The following is a 22,209-nucleotide window of genomic DNA, read 5'->3' on the forward strand; positions in this document are numbered from 1 at the left end:
GGCGCGACCGTCGACCCGGGCAAGAGCTAGAACGGATTCATGTCGTCCGACGACTCGACTGTCACACTGCCAACCATGCGCGAGGGCTGAGGTCGACGCTGGCATCCGGCGGGCGCCTCACTATGCCGTGAGCCGTCAGGTTTTCGACAACGGCTTCTAACTAAGATCACGGCCATGGGGCGCCCGCCTAGGTGGTCACTCCGCAAACTTTCACGGCGTGACCGCGAATGCCTTGTTTACCAGCCGCGCTCGGCCAGGCGGTGCGGCTGCGGGATGTCGTCGACGTTGATGCCGACCATCGCCTCGCCCAGGCCGCGCGAGACCTTGGCCAGCACGTCGGGGTCGTCGTGGAAGGTGGTGGCCTGCACGATCGCGGCCGCACGCTGAGCCGGGTTGCCGGACTTGAAGATCCCCGAGCCCACGAAGACGCCCTCGGCGCCGAGCTGCATCATCATCGCCGCATCGGCCGGGGTGGCGATACCTCCGGCGGTGAACAGCGTCACCGGCAGCTTGCCGGCCTCGGCGACCTCGACGACCAGGTCGTAGGGAGCCTGCAGTTCCTTTGCCGCCACGTACAACTCGTCCTTCGGCAGCGACGTGAGTCGACGGATCTCGTCGCGGATCTTGCGCATGTGGGTGGTGGCGTTGGACACGTCACCGGTGCCGGCCTCGCCCTTGGAGCGGATCATCGCCGCACCCTCGGTGATCCGACGCAGCGCCTCACCCAGGTTGGTCGCACCGCAGACGAACGGCACGGTGAACGCCCACTTGTCGATGTGGTTGGAGTAGTCGGCCGGGGTCAGCACCTCGGACTCGTCGACGTAGTCCACACCAAGGCTCTGCAGGATCTGCGCCTCGACGAAGTGGCCGATACGCGCCTTGGCCATCACCGGGATCGAGACGGCGGAGATGATGCCGTCGATCATGTCCGGATCGCTCATCCGCGAGACGCCGCCCTGGGCGCGGATGTCGGCGGGCACGCGCTCGAGAGCCATCACGGCCACCGCGCCGGCGTCCTCGGCGATCTTCGCCTGCTCGGGGGTGACCACGTCCATGATCACGCCGCCCTTGAGCATCTCGGCCATTCCCCGCTTGACCCGGGCAGTGCCCTGTCCGATCTCGGGAACGGTCGCGCCGTTGTGACTCACTGATTTCTCCTCATGTCGCTGTCTCGGCGTGCCGCAGCCGATCCCCCTTCAGCGGACCCCGCGGCAGCGTGAAACCAGTCTAGGTCAGCCCGGTGAACGCCCTGGTGTCAGGATCACTCGCCCCGGCCCGGTGAGACGCGCTCGATGATCTCGAAATACGTCGGCGGCGACGCGCGGCCACCCAGACGCAACCACCGGACCAGTCGCCGCTCGGCGAGGGCGCGGGTGTCGCGCACCGCGTCGTTGTAGAAACGACGGGCCATCATCACCCGTGTCTCGGCGTCGGCGAGCTCGATGACCAGCGCCGCAGACCGTCCGGAGGCGTCGGTGCGGGCCAGCGCCGACGACAGCGCGTTCTCCGCATCCTCGCGAGCCTCGGGGGCTGCTCGTTCCGCCCGGTCCGCCAGCGCGGCCAGCTCGGATCCCGGCAGTTCCGCGGCGATGGCACGCACGACGACGGCCCGTCGGTCGAGATTCGCGTAGAGGGACTGCCGGGCGAGGTCGACGCGCACGTTGAGGCGGTCGAGGCGGTTGGCGGTGTGATAGGCCCAGCCGGCGGCCAGCAGGACCGCGACGACCCCGAGGACGATCCAGGTCGCCATCAGTCGGACACCACCACCGGTCCGGCACCGACGGTCACGGTGTCGTAGACGCGGAGGATCTGGTCGGCCACGCGGGACCAGTCGTACTTGTCGGCGCGGACACGTCCCCGGGCGACCAGCTGCTCGCGCGCCTCGTCGTCGGAGAGCAGCGAGATGATGCCCGCCGCGAGCTGATCCGGGGAACCGGTGTCGACGAGCTTGCCCGCCCGGCCGTCGTCGAGGACGCGCCGGAAGGCGTTCAGCGAGCTGGCGATCACCGCGGCACCGGCGGCCATCGCCTCGACGAGGACGATGCCGAAGCTCTCGCCGCCGAGGTTGGGGGCGCAGTAGACGTCGGCGGAGGCCAGGGCGCGCGCCTTGGTCGCGTCGTCGACCTGCCCCAGGAAGACGAGGTGATCGGCGAGGCTTCCCGCGCGCCGGCGCAGCGCGGCCTGGTTGCCGCCGCCGACGACCAGGACGCGCACGTCCGGGAACTTCTCCACCACGGACGGCAGCGCGCGCATCAGGATGTCGATGCCCTTGCGGGGTTCATCGAAGCGGCCGAGGAACAGGATCGTGCGGCCGGGATGCGGGTAGCCGTCGAGCGGTTCGGCGTTGGCGAAGCCGGCGACGTTGATGCCGTTGGGGATCTCCACCGCATCGGAGCCCAGCGACTCCATCTGCCAGCGCCGGGCGAGTTCGGAGACGGCGATCTTGCCGGCGATGCGTTCGTGATACGGGCGCAGGATGCCCTGAAAAGCGCTGAGCCACAACGACTTCGATGTCGCCGTGTGGAAGGTCGTGACGATCGGTCCGGAGGCCACCATCAGCGAGAGCATGGAGATCGACGGTGAGTTGGGTTCGTGGACGTGCAGGACGTCGAAGCCGTTCTCCGCGATCCAACGACGCAGTCGCAGATACCCTTTAGGACTGAAGTTCACCCGCGACACCGACCCGTTGTACGGGAGGGCCAACGACGGGCCCACGCGCACCACGTACTCGGGCAGTTCGGTGCGGCGCGACGCCGGGGCGAGGACGCTCACCTCGTGACCGCGGTCGATGAAGACGTGGGCGAGTTCGGTGACGTGCGCCTGCACACCGCCGGGGACGTCGAACGAATAAGGGCAGATCATCCCGATTCTCATGCGGCTCCCCCGGTTTCGTTCATCCGTGCCCTCTGCCGATCGGTCCAGTCGGCTTCCCAGAGCGGTTGCAGCATGTGCCAGTCGGCAGGATGTGCGGCGATGTTCTCGGCGAACGCGTCGGCGAGCGCCTGGGTGGCCGTCTCCACGCCGCCGGAGACATCGATCTCCTCGCCGACGCTCATCGACGAGTAGGGCGCCTCCTCGAACCAGTGGTGGGCCGGGAACAGGGCTGCGCCGGTCTCGATCGCCAGCCTCGCCGATCCGGCCGGCATCCGGGTGCGCTCCCCGAAGAAGGTGACCGGGACGCCGTGGCGCGCGAGGTCGCGCTCCCCCAGCAGGCAGACGATGCCGCCGGCCCGCAGGCGGTCGGCGAGCACTCCGAACGGGGGCTGTTCACCACCGCTGAGCGGGAAGATCTCGAAGCCAAGCGACTCCCGGTACTCCACGAACCGGTTGAACAGCGACTCCGGTTCGAGCCGTTCGGCGACCGTCGCGAACTTCCCGTAGTGCTGGACGAGCCAGACGCCGGCCATGTCCCAGTTGCCGGTGTGCGGCAGGGCCAGCACCACACCCTTACCGCGCGAGACCGCGGCGTCGAGGCGGGCGTGATCGGCGGCGGGCAGGGTTCCGGTCGAGGCCGCCGCGGCGCGGTCCTGGGCGGGCAGCCGGAAGGCCTCACACCAGTACCGCGCGTAGGAACGCACCGCATCCGCGACCAGCTCGTCGGGCACGTCGGCGGGGTCGGCGACCCCGATCACGCGGGCCAGGTTGCGGCGCAACTGATCCGGACCGCCGTTGCGGCGTCCCGCGAACCCACCGGCGCGGTCGAACACGATGCGGGCGGCGCTTTCCGGTGCGTACCGGACCGCGGCCCAGCCGGCCCGGTACCCCAGGTCGGCGGCGAGTGCGGCGATGTCGGTCATCGTGACCCGGTGGGCGGGGTCGTCGGGCCGTCCGCGTCGGGATCGGCGGCTTCGGTTTCTGCCTGGAGCGGGATCAGATCCCGCGCACCCGGTGAGTTGGAGATCGACCACATGCGCTGGCCCACGGTGATCACGCTGCCGACGGCGAGCAGCCACATCGCCACGTGTACCGCCCAGGGCAGGCCGAGACCGGTGAGGCCGGTACCGACGAGCACGATGATCAGGCGGTCGGGGCGCTCGATGAGACCGCCGTCGCCGTAGAGGCCGCTGGCCTCGGCGCGGGCCTTCGCGTACGAGATCACCTGCGAGGTGACCAGGCAGATGAGGGTCGCGATCAGAAGCAGGCGGTGGGGTTCGGTGATGGTGCACCACCACACGAGGCCGGCGAAGATCGCCCCGTCGGCGATGCGGTCGCACGTGGCGTCGAGGACGGCCCCGAAGCGGGTTCCGCCGCCGCGGGCACGGGCCATCGCACCGTCGAGCATGTCGAACATGACGAACAGCCAGATCACCAGGGTGCCCGCGAACAGGTAGCCCATCGGGAACAGCGTGAGCGCGGCCGCCACGGTCGCCACGGTCCCGATCACGGTCATGATGTCCGGCGTGAGCCCGGTACGCAGCAGCGCCCGCCCCATCGGCAACGTCACCTTGGAGACCGACGCCCGACCCAGAATGCTCAGCATCCGCGAGCTCCTCCCCCCTCAGTCATCGAGACGCTGCCACGCCTCGGCGAGCAGTCCCCGGGTGTCGCGCAGCAACTGCGGCATCACCTTGGTCTCGCCGACGATCGTGATGAAGTTCGCGTCGCCCATCCAGCGGGGCACGATGTGCTGGTGCAGGTGCTCGGAGAGCGAGCCGCCCGCGGCATAGCCCAGGTTGAGTCCCACGTTGAAGGCGTTCGGGTTGGAGACCGCCTTGATCGTGCGGATCGTCCGCTGCGTGAAGGTCATCAGCTCGGCCGACTCGGCGGGCGTCAGATCCTCGAGGTCGGCGACCTGGCGGTACGGGACCACCATCGTGTGCCCGGGGTTGTACGGGTACAGGTTGAGCACCGCATACACCGACTCGCCGCGTGCGACGATCAGCCCGTCCTCGTCCGACATCGTCGGGATGTCGAGGAAGGGGTGCCCGGTCTTGGCCGCCGGCTGCGGGTCGGCGATGTAGGTCATCCGGTGCGGACTCCACAGCCGCTCCAGACGAGCACCGACGCCGACACCCTCGTCGCGGATCTCGCCCGGTGCCTCAGCCATCGACGGCCCCCACGGTGCCGAGCTTCGCCTCCAGAAGCTCCTTGGTCGGCGACTCGTTGCGCCGGGCGCCCACCCAGTCGGTGATCGCCGCGATCGCGGCACCCACCGGGACACCGTTGATCTGGGACCCGTCGCGGAACCGGAAGCTCACCGCATGCGCCTCGACGTCGCGTTCGCCGGCGAGCAGCATGAACGGCACCTTGCCGGTGGTGTGGTTGCGGATCTTCTTCTGCATGCGGTCGTCGGAGTGGTCGACCTCGGCGCGGACACCCGCGGCACGCAGCGCGTCGACGACGCCCTGCAGGTGACCGGCGAACGCGTCGGCGACCGGGATGCCCATGACCTGGACCGGCGAGAGCCAGGCCGGGAAGGCGCCCGCGTAGTGCTCGGTGAGCACACCGAAGAACCGCTCGATGGAGCCGAACAGGGCGCGGTGGATCATCACCGGACGCTGTTTGGTGCCGTCCGGGCCGGTGTACTCCAGTTCGAACCGCTCCGGCAGGTTGAAGTCGAGCTGGATCGTCGACATCTGCCACGTGCGGCCGAGCGCATCCTTGGCCTGCACCGAGATCTTGGGTCCGTAGAACGCGGCGCCGCCCGGATCGGGCACGAGGTCGAGACCCGAGGCCTCGGCCACCTCGGCGAGCGTGTTGGTCGCCTCTACCCACACCTCGTCGGAGCCGACGAACTTCTTCGGGTCCTTGGTCGACAGTTCGAGGTAGAAGTCGTCCAGGCCGTAGTCCTTGAGGAGGCCGAGGACGAAGTTGAGGATCGACGTCAGCTCGTCGCGCATCTGCTCGCGCGTGCAGTAGATGTGCGCGTCGTCCTGCGTCATGCCGCGCACCCGGGTGAGGCCGTGGATCACGCCGGACTTCTCGTAGCGGTAGACCGACCCGAACTCGAACATGCGCAGCGGCAGTTCACGATACGAACGTCCGCGGCCCCGGAAGATCAGATTGTGCATCGGGCAGTTCATCGGCTTCAGGTAGTAGTCCTGGCCGGGCTTGCGCACCTCGCCGTTCTCGTCGATCTCGGCGTCGACGTGCATGGGCGGGAACATCCCGTCGCGGTACCAGTCGAGGTGACCGGAGACCTCGTAGAGGTGTCCCTTGGTGATGTGCGGCGTGTTGACGAACTCATACCCCGCGGCCACGTGCCGTGCCCGTGAGTAGTCCTCCATCTCCTTGCGAATGATGCCGCCCTTGGGATGGAAGACCGGCAGGCCCGAGCCGAGCTCGTCGGGGAAGCTGAACAGGTCGAGTTCGGCACCCAGCTTGCGGTGGTCGCGCTTCTCCGCCTCGGCGAGCAGCTCGAGATGGGTGTCGAGGGCCTCGGCGGACTCCCACGCGGTGCCGTACACCCGCTGGAGGTCGGCGTTGTCCTGGTCACCGCGCCAGTAAGCGGCCGACGACCGGGTCAACTTGAACGCGGCGATGTACTTGGTGGTCGGCACATGCGGCCCGCGGCACAGGTCGCACCAGATGCGTTCACCGGTTCGCGGATTGAGGTTGTCGTAGACGGACAGCTCTCCGCCGCCGACCTCCATGACCTCGGCGTCGTCGGCGGCACCCTTGTCGTCGATCAGTTCGAGCTTGAACGGCTCGTTCGCCAGTTCGGCGCGTGCCTCGTCCTTGGATTCATAGACGCGGCGCGAGAAACGCTGACCGGACTTGATGATCTGCTTCATCTTCTTCTCGAGGGCCTTGATGTCCTCGGGCGTGAAGGGTTCGGCGACATCGAAGTCGTAGTAGAAGCCGTCCTTGATGGGCGGTCCGATGCCCAGCTTGGCGTCGGGGAACAGATCCTGGACCGCCTGCGCGAGCACGTGCGCGCACGAATGCCGGATGACGCTGCGTCCGGCCTCGGTGTTGGCCGCCACCGGCTCGACCTCGGCGTCCTCGGCGGGCGCCCAGGACAGGTCACGAAGGTCGCCGGCGGCGTCGCGGACGACGACGATCGCCTCGGGGCCCTTGTTGGGCAGGTCGTGGTCACGGAGTGCGGTGCCCGCGGTAGTTCCAGCCGGCACACGGATCGTGGCTGGGCTGGTCACCTGGACGTCGTCGGGCACGGGACGCTCCTCGAATGGGTTCGGACACGCTGAGTTCGCGTGGAGTCGGCGGACGTTTGCGACTCCGATGGTATCCGCGTGTCATCCCGACCGGCCGTACCCCTCCTCTCCCGGCGCGCGGCGCGGCCCGGGAAGGGCGATCAGGAGAAGATGGGGCTGGCGAGCCACTGGTAGTCGAGGTTCACCCATCCGGCCGCCGTGTGCAGTGCTCCCAGGAGCCAGAGCGTTCCCACGACGATGGCGAAGGTGCCGATCCAGAACACGGATTGCACCGACCAGTGCTGCCGGCCGATCCACTCCATCCAGGCGTCGTACCTCGCTCGCGCGAACTTCAGCAGGCGATGGGCCCACTCGAACTCCGACGCCAGAATCCCGAGGCCGAGGAACACGATGAGCCAGCCGGGGCCCGGGTATGGGATGGCGACGATGCCGCAGAGCAGCACGATCGTGCCGACGACGGCGACGCCGATGCGATAGATGCGATGCCAGCGCGGGTCGGAACGCACTACGTACCGGCGATGACGCGCTCGGACCCGCATGCGCTTCCACCACGACTCCGCCATGTTCCCCCTACGTCGGACCCGTCAATGTCAAAAGTCGGGACCAGGCTACCGAAGTCCGGCGTGTACGCCCGGGCACGCGTTCATGCTGAGCAGATGGGGACGATGCGAACGGTCACTATCGACGCACGCCTGCACGACGGCGTGGTCTTCGGTCTCGATTCGGTCGATCTCGAGGCCGACTCGGCACTGCTCCGATCCACCGGGGCACTCGTCCACCGGCTGCGGGGGTTCGGCATCGCGTGCGGGGTGCACTCGTCGCATCGCGACCTGCCCGCCCTGCTCGACGCCGCGGGTATGGGTGATCTGCCGGCCCTGGTCGGCCCGCCCGACCGCGGCGCCCTCCGGCACGTGGCCGGGAGCCTCGGGGTGTCACCGGCACGATGTGTTGCCGTCGAGTCCTCCACGGCCGGCGTGGCCGCGGCTCGAAGCGGCGCGTTCGCCCTGGTGATCGGCGTGGACGGCACCGCATCGGCCGACGAACTCCGGCGTCACGGTGCCGATGCCGTCCTCGAGCACCCCGCAGACATCAGAACGCGTCTCGGCGGCGCGCGGATCGCCACGATGCCGGACGCCGTCACCTACCTGGAGCATCTGAACGCCATCGCGGTCGCGCGCCGACCCGTGGTCTTCCTCGATTTCGACGGGACGCTGTCGGAGATCGTCAACGACCCGGCGGCGGCGACCCTCGTCGACGGTGCGGGCGAGGCACTGAGCCGGCTGTCGGAACTGTGCCCGGTGGCGATCATCAGCGGACGCGATCTGCCCGACATCCGGCAGCGCGTCGGCATTCCCGGTCTCTGGTACGCCGGGTGTCATGGACTCGAGCTCGTCGGCCCGGACGGCGAGCATCGCGTCAACGACGTCGCGCGGGCGTCCACCTCGGAGGTGACCGCCGCGACCGCCGATCTCCGGCAGCGGTTCGCCGACTCGGCCGGAGTCCTGGTGGAATCCAAACAGTTCAGCGTCGCGGTGCACTACCGCAACGCGGCCCCCGACCTGGCCGACGAGATCGTCGCGGGAGCCCGCGAGATCGGAGTCCGGCACGGATTGCGGGCGCTTCCCGGCCGCAAGGTGCTCGAGCTGCGTCCGGATGTCGACTGGGACAAGGGCCGAGCGGTGGACTGGATACTCCATCAGGTCGGCGCGGCCGACGACGAGTCGATCCCGATCTACTTCGGCGACGATCTGCCCGACGAGGATGCGTTCGACCGGGTGGCCACCGACGGGCTCGGCGTGGTGGTGTGCGCCGACGAGAACCGCGACCGTCGCACGGCCGCGCAGTTCGCCGTCGAGTCGCCCGCGGCCGTCCCTGCGCTGCTGCGCCGGGTCGTCGACCTGGTCGCACAGGCCGCCCAACCCTCGAGCGCCTGGTCGCTGATCTACGACCACTACGACCCGGGCGCGGAGAAACTCCGGGAAGCCCTGTGCACGGTCGGGAACGGCTGTTTCGCGACGCGTGGCGCCGCGCCGGAGTCGGTGGCCGGCGCGATCCACTATCCGGGCACCTACGCCGCCGGCGTCTACAACCGGCTCAGCGACGATCTCCCGGCCGGCATGGTGGAGAACGAGAGCCTGGTCAACCTCCCGAACTGGCTGCCGCTGACCTTCCGGATCGACGACGGCGAGAACTTCGACATCGACGCGGTCGAGATCCTGGCGTTCCGTCAGATTCTCGACCTGCGCCGCGCGGTTCTGATCCGTGACATCCGATTCCGCGATGCGCACGGACGCACCACCAAGCTCCGGCAGCGTCGTTTCGTGTCGATGGACCGGCCCCATGTGTGCGCCCTGGAGACGAGCGTCCTCGCCGAGGACTGGTCGGGCCGGGTGGAGTTCTCCTCGGTTCTCGACGGGGAGGTCGCCAACACGGGGGTCGATCGCTACCGCGAACTCGCCGGCCGGCACCTGACCGCGCACGAGACCAGCGCACCCACACTGGATTCCGTGCTGCTGCGGGTGCAGACCAACCAGTCGCGGGTCCAGATCGCGATGGCGGCCCGGACCACGGTGTGGCGCGGGAACGAACAGTTGCCCGCGCACCGCGACCTCGTCTCCGACCACGGTCGGATCGGACATCTCCTCACCGTCGACGTCACCGCCGGTGAGGAGGTCGTCGTTGAGAAGGTCGTGACGCTCTACACCTCCCGCGACCGCGGCATCTCCGAGCCGGGAATGGCCGCCGCCGACGGTCTGACGCGGCTCGGACGGTTTCACGGCCTGCTCGCCGACCACGCTCGTGCCTGTGTGCGGCTGTGGGATCTGTGCCGGATCGACCTCGAGGACCAACCCGACCCGCAGCGGGCGATCCGGTTCCACATGCTGCACATGTTGCAGGTGGTCTCGCACAACACCGTGGACACCGATGTGGGGATCCCCGCACGCGGACTGCACGGAGAGGCCTACCGCGGACACATCTTCTGGGACGAGATGTATGTCCTCCCGGTGGTCACCCCCCGACTCCCCCGCCTGGCCGAAGCGCTGCTCCGCTACCGCTACCGCCGGCTCGACGAGGCCCGGATCGCCGCCCGCGACGCCGGCCACCGCGGCGCGATGTACCCCTGGCAATCCGGCAGCGACGGCCGCGAGGAGAGCCAGAAGCTGCATCTCAACCCGCGTTCGGGCCGGTGGAACCCGGACCCGAGCGCGCGCCAGCATCACGTCGGCCTGGCGATCGCCTACAACGTCTGGCAGTACTTCCAGATCACGCACGACCTCGACTTCCTGATCGGGCCCGGCGCCGAGATGCTCGTCGAGATCGCACGCTTCTGGGCCGACCTCGCGGAGTACGACCCCGACCGCGACCGCTACGTGATCCGCGGGGTCATCGGACCCGACGAGTTCCATGCCGGCTATCCGGACGCGCCCTACGACGGGATCGACAACAACGCGTACACCAACGTCATGGCGGTGTGGGTGATCCGTCGCGCCCTCGACGCACTCGCGACGATCCCGCAGCGGGACCGCGTGAATCTGCTCGTCGACCTCGGGCTGCGGGAACCCGAGCTCGAACTGTGGCGGTCCCTCACCCGCCGGATGTTCGTGCCCTTCCACGACGGGACGATCAGCCAGTTCGAAGGCTACGACCGGCTCGAAGAACTGGACTGGGAGGCCTACCGCGCCCGGTACGGGAGCATCCAACGCCTCGACCGCATCCTCGAGGCCGAGAACGACGATGTGACCCGGTACAAGGTGTCCAAGCAGGCCGACGTCCTCATGCTGTTCTATCTGCTGTCCGCGGAGGAGCTACGGGAACTGTTGGAGGACTTGGGTTATGGGCTACCGGCCGAAATGATTCCGCACACCATCGACTACTACATGGCGCGGACCTCGCACGGTTCGACGCTGAGTTCGGTGGTCCATTCGTGGGTCCTCGCCCGAGCCGACCGCGAGCACGCGGTGAAGTTCTTCGAGCAGGTGCTCGACGCCGACATCACCGACATCCAGGGCGGCACGACGTCGGAGGGCATCCACCTGGCGGCCATGTGCGGCAGCATCGACCTGTTGCAGCGGTGCTTCACCGGCCTCGAACTCCGCAACGACCGGCTGATCCTCAATCCCCGGTGGCCGCGATCGCTGGGCGCACTGTCGTTTCGCATCTACTACCGGCGACACCGGCTGAAGCTGACCGTCAGCGGCAGCGGCGTCGAGGTGACCTCCGAGCAACGAGACGTCGACCCGATCGATGTCCAGTGTCGCGACTCGTTCGTGCAACTCGCCCCCGGACAAACGGTCGAGTTCTCATGAGATCGAGATCTCTCCGTCGCCGAACCCCGGTGAGAGTGCGCGTACTCCGCCTGATCGTCGCCGCCGTCGTCGCGACGGTGGCCGGACTCGTCCGTGTCGCCTATGTCCGCGACCTGGTCGCAGCTCGCAAACGGATCGGGTCGACCCCCCGACACATGGTCGAGTCGCGGTTCGGTGCGATCGATTACGCGGGACGCGGCGCCGGAGACCCACTGTTGGTGAGCCACGGCATCTTTCAGGGCTGCGATGGCGGACTGCTGTCGATGCGCGACCTGGTGGCGGACAGCCGGATCATCGCGCCGTCGCGCTTCGGCTACCTGGGATCGATGATGCCCGACGGTGCCTCGGTCGACGACCAGGCAGATGCATTCGCGGAATTGCTCGACCACCTCGGGTATCACGAGGTGGACGCCGTCGGGCTCTCGGCCGGCACGAGCGCCGCGGTCCGGTTCGCGCTTCGACATCCCGGACGGGTCCGGCATCTGGTCGTCATCTCGGGCAGCTTCCCGGGCAGCCGGACGACACGCATCCCGCCACGATGGGCTCGATCGTTCTACAACGATCCGGCGATGTGGTGGCTGAAGCACTTCGCCCGCCCGGCGTTCTTCCGCCTACTGGGTGTGCCCAGGGGTTTCCCACGTTCCCCCGCCCAGCGCCACGTCCTGACGGAGTTGTCGAACGCGATCTTCCCCATCGGCTTACGCAGGCGGGGTGCGGTCTTCGACGCATATGTCGCCGACCCCGAGATCAACACGTACCCACTCGAGGAGATCGCTGTCCCGACGCTCATCGTCCACGCCGTGGATGATCCACTGACGTCGTATTCCGCGGCCGCCGAGGCGGCGTCGAGGATTCCCGGCGCGCGACTGGTCAGCCTCGACTCCGGTGGACACCTGTTGCTCGGTCAGAGCGAACGGGTGCGTCGGGAACTCGCGGACTTCCTGGCTCAGAACCCGGACGGCTGATGCCGGCAAACCCGACTGCCGGCGCACACCGGGTCGAAGATCGTGCCGGGGAAGACCCAAAGGGGCCCGTGTCCCCACGGTCGCGAGTAACGTGCGCGAACACGGCCGCGTATCTTCTGAAAGCGCGACGACACACCGGTTCGAGGTGATATCGAATGTCGACCATCCGCGAGAACGCCGAAGCACCAACACTCGATCTGACCGATGTCGACGCCGCGGTCGAGAGGGCCGCGGCCGCCGCGACGGAGTTCCGCACGCTGGATCAGCAACGGGTCGACGCGATCGTCGCGGCCATGGCACGGGCCGGGGTGAGGGCCGCCGCCGAACTCGCCGCGGTGGCGATCGAGGAGACCGGCTTCGGGGTCTTCGAGGACAAGGTCGTCAAGAACTACATCGCCACGGAGTTCCTCTACGACCACCTCAAGGACAAGAAGTCGGTGGGCGTGATCGAGGAGGACGCCGAACGCGATGTCGCGCGCGTGGCCGAGCCGATCGGCGTCGTCCTCGCGATCACTCCGGTCACCAATCCCACGTCGACGGTGCTGTACAAGGCGATCATCGCGGCAAAGACCCGCAATGCCATCATCTTTCGCCCCTCACCGGTGGCGGCGCATTCCTGCGAACGGACGGTGGCGATCCTGCGCGAGGCAGCCGAGGCGGCCGGCATGCCCCCCGGCGCCCTGCAGGTGATTCCCGACGCCGCCCATGAGGTCACCCACTACCTGTTCCGGCACCGGCTCGTCGACTTCATCTGGGTCACCGGTGGACAGAAGATCGTCGCACTCGCCAACGCAGCCGGCAAACCAGGGCTCGGCGTCGGCCCCGGCAACGCACCGATCTACCTGCACCGAACCGCCGACATCAAGGGTGCCGTCGTCGACATCCTGATCTCCAAGACCTTCGATGCCTCCGTCATCTGCCCCGCCGAACAGACCTGCATCGTCGACGACGCGATCTACGACGCCACGGTTGCAGAGTTCCGTCGGATGGGCGCTCACCTGCTCACCGACGAGCAGGCGACGGCCATCGCCGACTTCGCGTTCGGCGACGGCGACAAGGTCAACCTCGGCGCGCTCGGCCAGCAGGCTCCCGAGTTGGCCGCCCGAGCCGGTTTCACCGTCGACCCCGCGGTGAAGGTGCTGCTGGCGCCACTTCCGTCGGATCTGGACGAGCTCGCGATCCACCCGCTGGTGCAGGAGAAGCTGATGCCCGTCCTCGGACTCGTCCGCGCCCGCGACGTGCAGCACGGGATCGACGCCGCGGTCCTGGTCACCGAGCACGGCGGCCTCGGCCACACCTCGGCCGTCTATACCGCCGACGAGTCGGTCGTCGACGCCTTCAGTGCCGCCGTACGCACCGGGCGGATTCTCGTCAACGCACCCACCGCAGTCGGGGCGCTGGGCGGGATCTACAACGACCTCGCGCCCACCTTCTCGCTGGGCTGCGGCACCTGGGGCGGGTCGAGCACCACCGAGAACGTGAACTACCTGCAGTTGCTGAACATCAAGACCGTGGCCCGTCGACGGTCCCCGTCCCAGTGGTTCCGCGTGCCCGCGAACACCTTCTTCAACGCCGGCGCACTGGACAATCTCCGCGACGTCCCGTGTACGGATGTCGTGGTCGTCACCGATGTCCTGAGCGAAGAACGCGGCGTGGTCGACGAGCTGCGTGCCCACCTGCGCGCACAGCACGTCAGGGTCTTCGCCGAGGTCGAGCCGGAACCGGATGAAGCGACGATCCGTCGGGGCGTCGCGGTGCTGCAAGGTCAGCGGCCGGATCTGCTCATCGCCGTCGGAGGCGGGTCGGTGCTCGACGCCGCCAAGGCGATCCGGCTCTTCTACGAGCACCCTGAGACCGACCTTGCGGAGTTGACGCTGCCGTTCCTCGATCCCCGGAAGCGGATCGCGGAGTACCCCCAGGACCCGCACACACTGCGACTGGTCGCGATTCCCACCACCGCCGGCACCGGTTCCGAGGTGTCGCCGGCCGCGGTGCTGACCGTAGCGGGCCGCAAGGAGACCCTCGTCGATTACTCGCTCGTCCCGGACATGGCGATCGTGGACCCGACACTGACCCTTTCCATGCCGCGCACGCTGACCGTCGACACCGGCATCGATGCGCTCACCCATGCGCTGGAAGCCGTCGCCTCGATCTTCGCCTCCCCGTACACCGACGCGTTCTGCGTCCAGGCCGCCCGACTGATCTTCGACGCGCTGCCCCGTGCGTACGACGATCCGGCCGACCTCGCGGCCCGAACCGACATGGCCAACGCGGCCACTCTCGCGGGTTTGGCCTTCTCGAACGCGTTCGTGGGGACCAATCACGCTCTCGCCCATGCCGTCGGCGCCAGGTTCAATATCGCGCACGGTCGGGTCAATGGTGTGTTCCTACCGCACACTCTGCGCTACAACGCCTCCGTGCCGACCAAGTTCATGCCCGCGCCGGGCTATTCGGCGTACGTCGCGCCGGACAAGTATGCGCAACTGGGTCGGGTCGTCTTCGGCGGCCGCGAACCGGCCGAGAGCCGGCGCCGGCTGTTCCAGGGCGTGGACGATCTGTTGCGCAGGTTGGGAATGCCACGCACACTCGCCGAGATCGGCGTGCCCGAAGCCGAGTTCCTCGACGCGCTGCCACAGCTGGCGATGACCGCCTTCGGTGATCTGAGCAACCGCACCAACCCGCGGATGCCGCTGATCAGTGAGATCACCGACCTGCTCCGGCTCGGGTACTTCGGTGAGACGGGCGGGCTCGGCGCCGACGATCCCGCTACGCAACCGCGATGACGTCATCTCGTGCCGGCGTCCGCGCCTCGGCACGACGCCGCGCGACCGAGTGTCCGACCAGGGTCGCCACCACGGTGACGGCGAGCAGCAGCGGGTAGCAACCGGCGTAGATCACGGCCAGTACATGGCCGCCCACGCCCGGGCCGGGACTTCGCGGCATCATGAACAGCCCCAGCGAGATCGCGTGATCAGAAGTCAGATAGGGCCCGCTGTCCCACCAGTGCCGCCACCAGGTGAAGGTGAGCGCGACGACGCCGGCCGGGGCGAGCCAGTACCACCAGGTCTGACGCGACCCATGCCGCAGGGCGAGATCGAGGGTCACCAGGAGCAGCGGTACGCACCACACCCAGTGGTGTCCCCATGCGAACGGCGACACCGCGCACATCGTCATCCCCACGATCGTCGCGGCCAGGAGCGGCTGCGACATCCGCCGGGCGACGACCGCGGCCCACAGGCCCAGTACCGCGACCACCAGTGCCGCGGGCACCCACAGCCACGACGGCGCCTCGAACACCGGCCCGCCCGGTCCCGGATGGCTGAAACGCCGGACGTCGAGGTGTGCCAGCATCTGCGAACCGAAGCCGCGGACCGACTGGTTGGCAGGCGAATCGGCACGGCCGATGCGGGCGGACTCGAACAGGTGACGAGTCCAGTACGTCCGGGCATCCGACCCGATGACGAGGAATCCGATCGCGACCGTGGCGCCGAAGGTGGCGATCGCGGTGGCCGCCGCACGCCACTGCCGCGTGACGACCAGATAGAAAACCGCGAACAGCGGCATCAGCTTGAGTCCGGCGGCGATCCCGAGCGCGATCCCCCGCCACCGCGAATCGACGCGCAGGAAGACCAGGTCGGTGAGGACAAGCGCCATCACGACGAGATTGATCTGGCCGAGCCAGATGGTGGTCCGCACGGGTTCGAGCGCGGTGACCGCGATCGAGAACAGGGCGGCGAACACGATGAGGCGGGCACCCAACCGGTAGCCCAGGCTGCGCGTGCCCAGCGCCACCACCGCGACGAGTGCGGCGAAACCGGTTGCCCACCAGATGATGTCGGCGAACCCGGCACCCAGCACGGCGAGCGGCACGAAGGCGATCGCCGCGAACGGCGGATACGTGAAGTGCAGGCGCCACAGGACCGGGGCGTCGTAGAGGGGGCGCGAGTCGAGCACGGCGTCGGCGCCGGCACGGTAGACGCGGACATCGGTCGCGTTCTCGAACAGCCCGTAGAACGGATTGGTGATCGGGAAAGCGCTGATGTGCCAGGCGATCACGCCGAGAGCCGCGATCCCCGCCAGCACGATCGCCCACGTCGGGATGGAACGGGAGTGGACGGTCGGTGCGGACACGCGGGCGAGACTACGCCCGAGCTGTGATCCAGATCACGAGAAACGCCGACGGTGCGCGAGTCGTTGCCGATTCGCGTCGAAACAGCACCCAGCACGCAGAAAGCCCCGCCGAGACTCGGCGGGGCTTTTCTCTGTGGTCCCGGCTGGGATCGAACCAGCGACCTTCCCGGTGTGAACGGGACGCTCTTCCACTGAGCCACGGGACCGTGTCGGGCGCCTGATGTCTGTGACAGGGGCGCCTGCGCACGAGCCAGAAGATTACACGGCTTGCGCAGAGTTCCCAAATCACGGACGTGCGCCACGTCACAGACGTCCGATTCGGCAGCCACCGGGAATCACACGCTGGGAATTCGCCGTTCGTCAAGCGTCTGACCTGCCGATTTGTAAAGTCCGGAATCGATCGCGTAAGTTTCTCTTCGCACCGCGAGCAGCAAGATCCACAAGATCGCTCGTGGGCATGCGGATGTAGCGCAGCTGGTAGCGCATCACCTTGCCAAGGTGAGGGTCGCGGGTTCGAATCCCGTCATCCGCTCGGCGCGAGTCGACCTCGCATCTGGTGGTGTGGCCGAGTGGTGAGGCAACGGCCTGCAAAGCCGTGTACACGGGTTCGATTCCCGTCGCCACCTCCACGCATCACAACTCAACACAGTCCCGCGCGATTAGCTCAGTGGGAGAGCGCTTCCCTGACACGGAAGAGGTCACAAGTTCAATCCTTGTATCGCGCACCACGAGAGAAGTCAGCCCCGGTCCCCGGCCGGGGCTTTCTCTTGGCCACGCGGGCAGTGCCATCGCTCGTGAGCATGCGGATGTAGCGCAGCTGGTAGCGCATCACCTTGCCAAGGTGAGGGTCGCGGGTTCGAATCCCGTCATCCGCTCGTAGGAAGAAAAGCCCCGGTCCCCGGACCGGGGCTTTTCTGTGACTTGCACGTGCCCAGCGACGGCAAATTCGTGCCATGTCATCCAGATCTCACCATTGGACATTTGACCCGTCCATAGCGTCCCGAACAGGTCGGGACAAGACGAAATGGGTGAGGCAATTGATCAAACGGACCATCGTTACCGGACTGGCGACGGTCGCCGCCGGGGGGTTGGCGCTCTCCATCGCACCCGGTGTCGCGCAGGCAGCCGACAACGGTCAGCGGACAGGTCCTGTCCAGTTCTGGGCCGAGAACCAGGGAAACTGCAAGGTGGAGTTCACCATCAAGAACACCACCAACGTCACGAGCTAAACGATCGACTGGCAGATCGACGACGAACCGCTGCGCGACGTCGACTATGCCGACTTCAAGGTCGGACGGACCGGTGGGATGCACACGACGGTCAACGATGCCCCGCGGTGGCCGGACGACATCGCAACCGAAGGTGAGAACACCGAGCAGAACCGGTGGATGGTGAGCAACCGCAGCGTGTCCACAGCCACGTACACCAAAGATCTGAAGAATCTGAGCGACTCCTACAATCCGCCGCTCCCCAATCCGGACGCCGCGACACACACGGTGAAGTACCGGATGGTCCTCGGCCCGCCCGGGAACAACGGTGAAGGCGGGGGCGAATGGATCGGGAACCGTGAGTGGCACACCGTGACCGTGACCGGTTGCGCCGGCTCCGGAGGCGGCTCGCTCGACGGTCTCTTCGGTTCCAGCTGAGTTCATCGCCATGTTCGCGGGGCCGGAATCAGGTGACTTTCGGCCCCGCGATCGGGGCGCCCGACGGTCTTAGTCTGGGAATGTGCCCGCGATCGCGATCCAGGAGCTGACCAAGTCGTTCGACCATGTCAGGGCCCTCGACGCCTTCGACCTGACCGTCACCGAGGGCGAGGTCCACGGATTCCTGGGACCCAACGGCTCCGGCAAGACCACCACCATCCGTGTTCTGCTCGGATTGCTGCGCGCGGATTCGGGCGTCGTCCGCGTCCTGGACCGAGATCCGTGGCGCGACAACGTGAATCTGCACGGCCGCATCGCGTATGTACCCGGAGAGGTGAATCTGTGGCCGGGCGTGACCGGCGGAGAGGTCATCGATCTCCTGTGCAACCTCCGCGGTGACCGTGACCGGCGTCGTCGTGACGAATTGATCGAGCGATTCGAACTCGACCCGCGGAAGAAGGCCCGGACCTATTCGAAGGGCAACCGGCAGAAGGTCGCCTTGATCGCCGCGCTGGCCTCCGACGCCGAACTGCTCCTGCTCGACGAGCCGACGTCCGGTCTGGATCCGCTCAAGGAGGCCGAGTTCCAGCGGTGCATCCAGGAGGAACGCCGGAACGGTCGCACCGTTCTGCTGTCGAGTCACATCCTGGCCCAGGTCGAGGCGCTCTGCGACCGGGTCACCCTCATCCGGGCCGGGCGGACGGTGGACAGCGGATCACTGTCGGAGCTGCGCCACCTCGGTCGGCTCGAGATCAGTGCCGAGACCGCCCACGATCCCTCGACGCTCGACGCGGTCCCCGGCGTGCACGACCTGATCCGCGACGGACACCGCATCCGCTGCACCGTCGACGCCGCCGCCCTGGACACCGTGGTGCGCGAACTCGCGACCCTGGGTGTCCACGATCTGACCAGCGCCCCGCCGACGCTGGAGGACATCTTCCTCCGGCACTACGGAACCGGCACCCGGGCGACTGGGGCCTGAGGAGATCCGATGGCGGAGATCGAGATGGTGCAGGTCGCGGAGCGGAACACGGTACGTGGCGCCGGACGGACTGCGGACGCCACCGGGCTCCGAACACTTCTGAAGTTCTACGTTCGGCGCGAACGAGCCGCGCTCGTGGCGTGGATCGGCGGTACCGCCGCCCTGGTGGGATTCCAGGCCGTCGCCAGCCAGAACCTCTACGACACCCCGGCCAAGCTGGCCGCCCTCCGCGAGACCATCGGCGGAAGTCCCGCGGTGATCGCGCTCGGCGGCCCGGAGCAGCTGCTCGCCACCATCGGCGGCGAGGTCGTGTTCGAGATATTCGGCTATGCCGCCATCGTTCTCGGACTCATGTCGATGTTTCTCGTCGGTCGCCACACGCGTACCGACGAGGAGAACGGTCGCGCCGAACTCCTCCGCTCGACGCGGGTCGGCCGCGATGCGCCGGTCGCGACCGCATTGACTCTTGCGGCCGTCGCGAATCTTGCCGCCGGGGTCGCCGTCGTGATCACCGCCGTCGCCACCGGCCTCCCGCTCGGCGGTTCCGTACTCTTCGGCGCGGCACTGGCCGGAGTGGGCCTCACCTTCGCGACACTGACGGCACTGGCCGCGCAGATCTTCGAGAATCCCCGCAGCGTCTACGGTTCGATCACCGCGATGCTCGGGCTGGCGTATGTGCTGCGGGCGATCGGTGATGTCGGCAACGGAGCGATGTCGTGGCTCTCCCCCATCGGCTGGGGTCAGCGCACGTACCCGTACGTCGACGACAGGTGGTGGCCGATCCTGCTTCCACTCGTGGCAGCGACGCTGACCATCGCAGCCGCCGTGGCGGTCTCCGAGCACCGCGATTTCGGCGCCGGGATCTTCGGCAACCGGGCCGGGCGCGCAGAGGCGTCGTGGCTGTTGCATACGACGACGGGTCTGGCGTGGCGTCTGCACCGCGGGTCGATCGCCGCCTGGGCGACAGGCGTGTTCGTCCTATCGGCCGCCTACGGCTCGTTCGGCGACGCGATCACCGACTTCATGGAGAACAACCCTCAGATCGCGGAGTTCCTGCCCGGCGGCGCCGAGGACGCCGTGGACGCCTACCTCGCACTCACGCTCACGATCGCCGCCCTGATGTCGGCCGGATACGGGGTGAACAGCGCCTTGCGGGCACGCCGTGAGGAAACCGCCGACCGGGCGGAGTCGCTCGTCGCCGCGAACACCAACCGGCTCTACTGGTTCGGCGGCCACATCACGATGGCACTCGTCGGCAGCGCCGCCGTCCTGGCGGCCGGCGCGGTGGGCGAAGGGCTGGCCTACGGCCTCACCATCGGCGATCCCGGTCAGATCCCACGCCTTCTCGCCGCGGCAGCGGTGTACGTCCCGGCGGTCTGGTTGATCCTCGCGGTCGCCGTGGCCGGCATCGGCTTCGTGCCCCGAGCGGCCGCGATCATCGCCTGGACGTACTTCGCGTACTGCCTGGTCGCCGAGATCCTCGCCGAATCGTTCAACCTGCCCGAATGGACCCGCGCCGCATCACCGTTCCAGCATCTGCCGCAGGCCCCGCTCGACAGTGTGGGGGCGGGAGGCATCCTCGGGGTCACGGCGCTCGCACTGTTTGCCGTGATCCTCGGAGTCGTCGGCTTCGGCAGGCGCGACCTGGGATAGACGCTGCTCCGCTCTCCTACTTGCGCAGATCCTTACGGAGAATCTTGCCCGACGCCGACTTCGGGATCGCCTCGATGAACTCCACCGCACGAACCTTCTTGTGCGGGGCCACCTTCGACGCCACGAACTCCATCACCTCGTCGGCGGTGAGCTCGGCCTCGGGCTGCCGGACGACGAACGCCTTCGGGATCTCCTCCCCCGACTCCGCATCGATCACACCGATGACCGCCGAGTCCGCGATCTTCTCGTGCGTCAGCAGCAACGCCTCCAACTCGGCCGGCGGCACCTGGTAGCCCTTGTACTTGATGAGCTCCTTGAGCCGGTCGACGATGTAGACACACCCCGTCGGATCGACCTGCGCCATGTCACCGGTGTGCAGGAAGCCGTCGGCGTCGATCGTGTCGGCGGTGGCCTGCTCGTTGTTGAGGTAACCGAGCATCCACGTTCGGCCCCTTCACCCACAACTCACCCGGCTCCGAGAGACCCTCGGTCGGCAGCGGGACTTCCTCTCCGGTGGCCGGGTCGACGATCTTGTTCTCCGAGTTCGGCACCGGCCAGCCCGTCGACGACAGGGGCGGATCTTCGAGTCCGAGAAGCGCTTTCCCATCGAACGGGATGATGTGGGACACCGGGGACAACTCGCTCATGCCGTAGCCCTGCAGCATGTGCAGGTCCAGACGCTTGGCAACGGCCTGGCCCAGCTCGTCGTCGAGCGGAGCCGCGCCCGACATCATCGTGTGCAGCGACGACAGGTCGTAGTCGTCCACGATCGGATGCTTCGCCAGGGCGACGGCGACCGGCGGCGCGATGTAGGCCATCGTCACCTTGTGGTCCTGGATGTTCTCCAAGAACTCCACGAGGTCGAACTTGGGCATGACGACCAGCGAGGACCGGTTGAACAGCGCCGCGTTCAGCAACACGGTCATGCCGTAGATGTGGAAGAACGGCAGCACCGCGATCACCACGTCGTCGGCGGTCATGCCCTGCAACGGCTTCAGCTGGGCGACATTGGCGACCAGGTTCCGGTGTGAGAGCGCAACACCCTTCGGATTGCCGGTGGTCCCGGAACTGTAGGGCAACACCGCCACATGGGTGGCCGGGTCGAAGGACACCTGAGGCGCGGGCAATCGGGCGCCGAGCATGTCGGCGGCGTTCGGGTGAGCCGAGGCGTCCTGTCCCTCACCGTCGAGGACGACGAGGCTCGTGTCATCCAGCCCGACCTCGGCGACGGCGGCCTTCGGCTGAGCAGCCATCGGCGAGATCGTGACCAGCATCGTGGCACCGGAATCGCGGAGCTGCTTGGCGATCTCGGGCGCGGTGAACAGCGCGTTGATCGTCGTCGCGGTGGCCCCGGCCCGCAGGATTCCGTGGAAGACCGACGCGAACGCCGGGATGTTGGGCGAGAGGATG

16 protein-coding genes, 5 tRNA genes and 1 pseudogene are annotated in these 22,209 nt (G+C 67.8%); 11 read left to right on the plus strand and 11 right to left on the minus strand.

What is annotated here, in order from left to right; all coding sequences use genetic code 11:
• Window positions 1-236: 236 nt before the first annotated feature.
• From pdxS to GOALK_RS01430, 8 genes are all read right to left on the minus strand, one after another.
• The gene (pdxS, locus tag GOALK_RS01395) at window positions 237-1,148 is read right to left on the minus strand and encodes a pyridoxal 5'-phosphate synthase lyase subunit PdxS (RefSeq protein WP_006356990.1); all 912 of its coding nucleotides are present in this window, start codon (window positions 1,146-1,148) and stop codon (window positions 237-239) included.
• A gap of 113 nt (window positions 1,149-1,261) precedes the next feature.
• Window positions 1,262-1,750 carry a LemA family protein gene (locus GOALK_RS01400; protein WP_006356991.1) on the minus strand — a complete coding sequence of 163 codons (489 nt, stop codon included), beginning with the start codon at window positions 1,748-1,750 and terminating at the stop codon, window positions 1,262-1,264.
• Complete coding sequence (locus tag GOALK_RS01405) at window positions 1,750-2,874, minus strand: glycosyltransferase family 4 protein (protein WP_035751433.1); 1,125 nt, start codon at window positions 2,872-2,874, stop codon at window positions 1,750-1,752. Before GOALK_RS01405 ends, GOALK_RS01400 begins: the two co-directional genes overlap by 1 nt.
• On the minus strand, window positions 2,871-3,797 hold the full coding sequence (locus GOALK_RS01410) for a phosphatidylinositol mannoside acyltransferase (RefSeq protein ID WP_006356993.1): 927 nt from the start codon (window positions 3,795-3,797) through the stop codon (window positions 2,871-2,873). Before GOALK_RS01410 ends, GOALK_RS01405 begins: the two co-directional genes overlap by 4 nt.
• Window positions 3,794-4,480, minus strand: coding sequence for a phosphatidylinositol phosphate synthase (pgsA, locus tag GOALK_RS01415; protein WP_006356994.1), 687 nt, complete (start codon window positions 4,478-4,480; stop codon window positions 3,794-3,796). Before pgsA ends, GOALK_RS01410 begins: the two co-directional genes overlap by 4 nt.
• An 18-nt stretch (window positions 4,481-4,498) precedes the next feature.
• On the minus strand, window positions 4,499-5,047 hold the full coding sequence (locus GOALK_RS01420; protein ID WP_006356995.1) for an ATP adenylyltransferase: 549 nt from the start codon (window positions 5,045-5,047) through the stop codon (window positions 4,499-4,501).
• Window positions 5,040-7,115, minus strand: a complete 2,076-nt coding sequence (gene thrS / locus GOALK_RS01425; RefSeq protein WP_006356996.1) for a threonine--tRNA ligase — start codon at window positions 7,113-7,115, stop codon at window positions 5,040-5,042. Before thrS ends, GOALK_RS01420 begins: the two co-directional genes overlap by 8 nt.
• 140 nt (window positions 7,116-7,255) lie before the next feature.
• Window positions 7,256-7,678, minus strand: a complete 423-nt coding sequence (locus tag GOALK_RS01430) for a TIGR02611 family protein (RefSeq protein ID WP_040003917.1) — start codon at window positions 7,676-7,678, stop codon at window positions 7,256-7,258.
• A gap of 93 nt (window positions 7,679-7,771) precedes the next feature.
• Here GOALK_RS01430 and otsB point away from each other — a divergent pair, with 93 nt between their 5' ends.
• From otsB to adhE, 3 genes are all read left to right on the plus strand, one after another.
• Window positions 7,772-11,422 (plus strand): trehalose-phosphatase, encoded by a 3,651-nt coding sequence (gene otsB, locus GOALK_RS01435; protein WP_006356998.1) that lies wholly within the window; start codon window positions 7,772-7,774, stop codon window positions 11,420-11,422.
• Between the two features lie 35 nt (window positions 11,423-11,457).
• Window positions 11,458-12,387: an alpha/beta fold hydrolase gene (locus tag GOALK_RS01440; RefSeq protein WP_006356999.1), complete on the plus strand. Its 930-nt coding sequence runs from the start codon at window positions 11,458-11,460 to the stop codon at window positions 12,385-12,387.
• Window positions 12,388-12,542: 155 nt separating this feature from the next.
• Complete coding sequence (gene adhE, locus GOALK_RS01445; RefSeq protein WP_006357000.1) at window positions 12,543-15,170, plus strand: bifunctional acetaldehyde-CoA/alcohol dehydrogenase; 2,628 nt, start codon at window positions 12,543-12,545, stop codon at window positions 15,168-15,170.
• On the opposite strand, the gene GOALK_RS01450 is transcribed toward adhE, so the two are convergent.
• Both GOALK_RS01450 and GOALK_RS01455 read right to left on the minus strand, forming a co-directional pair.
• Window positions 15,154-16,518, minus strand: coding sequence for a glycosyltransferase 87 family protein (locus GOALK_RS01450; protein ID WP_006357001.1), 1,365 nt, complete (start codon window positions 16,516-16,518; stop codon window positions 15,154-15,156). The genes adhE and GOALK_RS01450 overlap by 17 nt on opposite strands.
• 134 nt (window positions 16,519-16,652) lie before the next feature.
• Window positions 16,653-16,724: transfer RNA gene (locus tag GOALK_RS01455), tRNA-Val, on the minus strand.
• Window positions 16,725-16,977: 253 nt separating this feature from the next.
• On the opposite strand from GOALK_RS01455, the gene GOALK_RS01460 reads away from it, so the two are divergent.
• The 8 genes from GOALK_RS01460 (at window position 16,978) to GOALK_RS01490 (ending at window position 20,799) form a co-directional block, all read left to right on the plus strand.
• Window positions 16,978-17,050 (plus strand) — tRNA-Gly (locus GOALK_RS01460).
• Between the two features lie 23 nt (window positions 17,051-17,073).
• Window positions 17,074-17,147 (plus strand) — tRNA-Cys (locus tag GOALK_RS01465).
• A gap of 24 nt (window positions 17,148-17,171) precedes the next feature.
• Window positions 17,172-17,246 (plus strand) — tRNA-Val (locus tag GOALK_RS01470).
• A 74-nt stretch (window positions 17,247-17,320) separates the two neighbouring features.
• Window positions 17,321-17,393, plus strand: a tRNA-Gly gene (locus tag GOALK_RS01475).
• Between the two features lie 153 nt (window positions 17,394-17,546).
• Window positions 17,547-17,747, plus strand: coding sequence for a hypothetical protein (locus GOALK_RS24100; protein ID WP_232283129.1), 201 nt, complete (start codon window positions 17,547-17,549; stop codon window positions 17,745-17,747).
• A 78-nt stretch (window positions 17,748-17,825) separates the two neighbouring features.
• Window positions 17,826-18,164 (plus strand): hypothetical protein, encoded by a 339-nt coding sequence (locus tag GOALK_RS24105; protein WP_006357003.1) that lies wholly within the window; start codon window positions 17,826-17,828, stop codon window positions 18,162-18,164.
• Window positions 18,165-18,246: 82 nt separating this feature from the next.
• Window positions 18,247-19,146 carry an ABC transporter ATP-binding protein gene (locus GOALK_RS01485; RefSeq protein WP_006357004.1) on the plus strand — a complete coding sequence of 300 codons (900 nt, stop codon included), beginning with the start codon at window positions 18,247-18,249 and terminating at the stop codon, window positions 19,144-19,146.
• 9 nt (window positions 19,147-19,155) lie between these two features.
• Complete coding sequence (locus tag GOALK_RS01490) at window positions 19,156-20,799, plus strand: ABC transporter permease (RefSeq protein WP_006357005.1); 1,644 nt, start codon at window positions 19,156-19,158, stop codon at window positions 20,797-20,799.
• A gap of 16 nt (window positions 20,800-20,815) precedes the next feature.
• Here GOALK_RS01490 and GOALK_RS01495 read toward each other — a convergent pair.
• Window positions 20,816-22,209 (minus strand): annotated as a pseudogene (locus tag GOALK_RS01495) (AMP-binding protein); the annotation flags it as partial.

It is taken from the genome of Gordonia alkanivorans NBRC 16433, assembly GCF_000225505.1.
Lineage (GTDB): Bacteria > Actinomycetota > Actinomycetes > Mycobacteriales > Mycobacteriaceae > Gordonia > Gordonia alkanivorans.

What these genes read in the sequence shown, in the direction of transcription:
- pgsA (WP_006356994.1), bottom strand. Translation starts at nt 4,480, where the DNA reads ATGCTGAGCATTCTGGGTCGGGCGTCGGTCTCCAAGGTGACGTTGCCG.
- GOALK_RS01490 (WP_006357005.1), top strand. Translation starts at nt 19,156, where the DNA reads ATGGCGGAGATCGAGATGGTGCAGGTCGCGGAGCGGAACACGGTACGT.
- adhE (WP_006357000.1), top strand. Translation starts at nt 12,543, where the DNA reads ATGTCGACCATCCGCGAGAACGCCGAAGCACCAACACTCGATCTGACC.
- GOALK_RS24105 (WP_006357003.1), top strand. Translation starts at nt 17,826, where the DNA reads ATGCACACGACGGTCAACGATGCCCCGCGGTGGCCGGACGACATCGCA.
- GOALK_RS01400 (WP_006356991.1), bottom strand. Translation starts at nt 1,750, where the DNA reads ATGGCGACCTGGATCGTCCTCGGGGTCGTCGCGGTCCTGCTGGCCGCC.
- GOALK_RS01430 (WP_040003917.1), bottom strand. Translation starts at nt 7,678, where the DNA reads ATGGCGGAGTCGTGGTGGAAGCGCATGCGGGTCCGAGCGCGTCATCGC.
- otsB (WP_006356998.1), top strand. Translation starts at nt 7,772, where the DNA reads ATGGGGACGATGCGAACGGTCACTATCGACGCACGCCTGCACGACGGC.
- GOALK_RS01420 (WP_006356995.1), bottom strand. Translation starts at nt 5,047, where the DNA reads ATGGCTGAGGCACCGGGCGAGATCCGCGACGAGGGTGTCGGCGTCGGT.
- GOALK_RS01410 (WP_006356993.1), bottom strand. Translation starts at nt 3,797, where the DNA reads ATGACCGACATCGCCGCACTCGCCGCCGACCTGGGGTACCGGGCCGGC.
- GOALK_RS01405 (WP_035751433.1), bottom strand. Translation starts at nt 2,874, where the DNA reads ATGAGAATCGGGATGATCTGCCCTTATTCGTTCGACGTCCCCGGCGGT.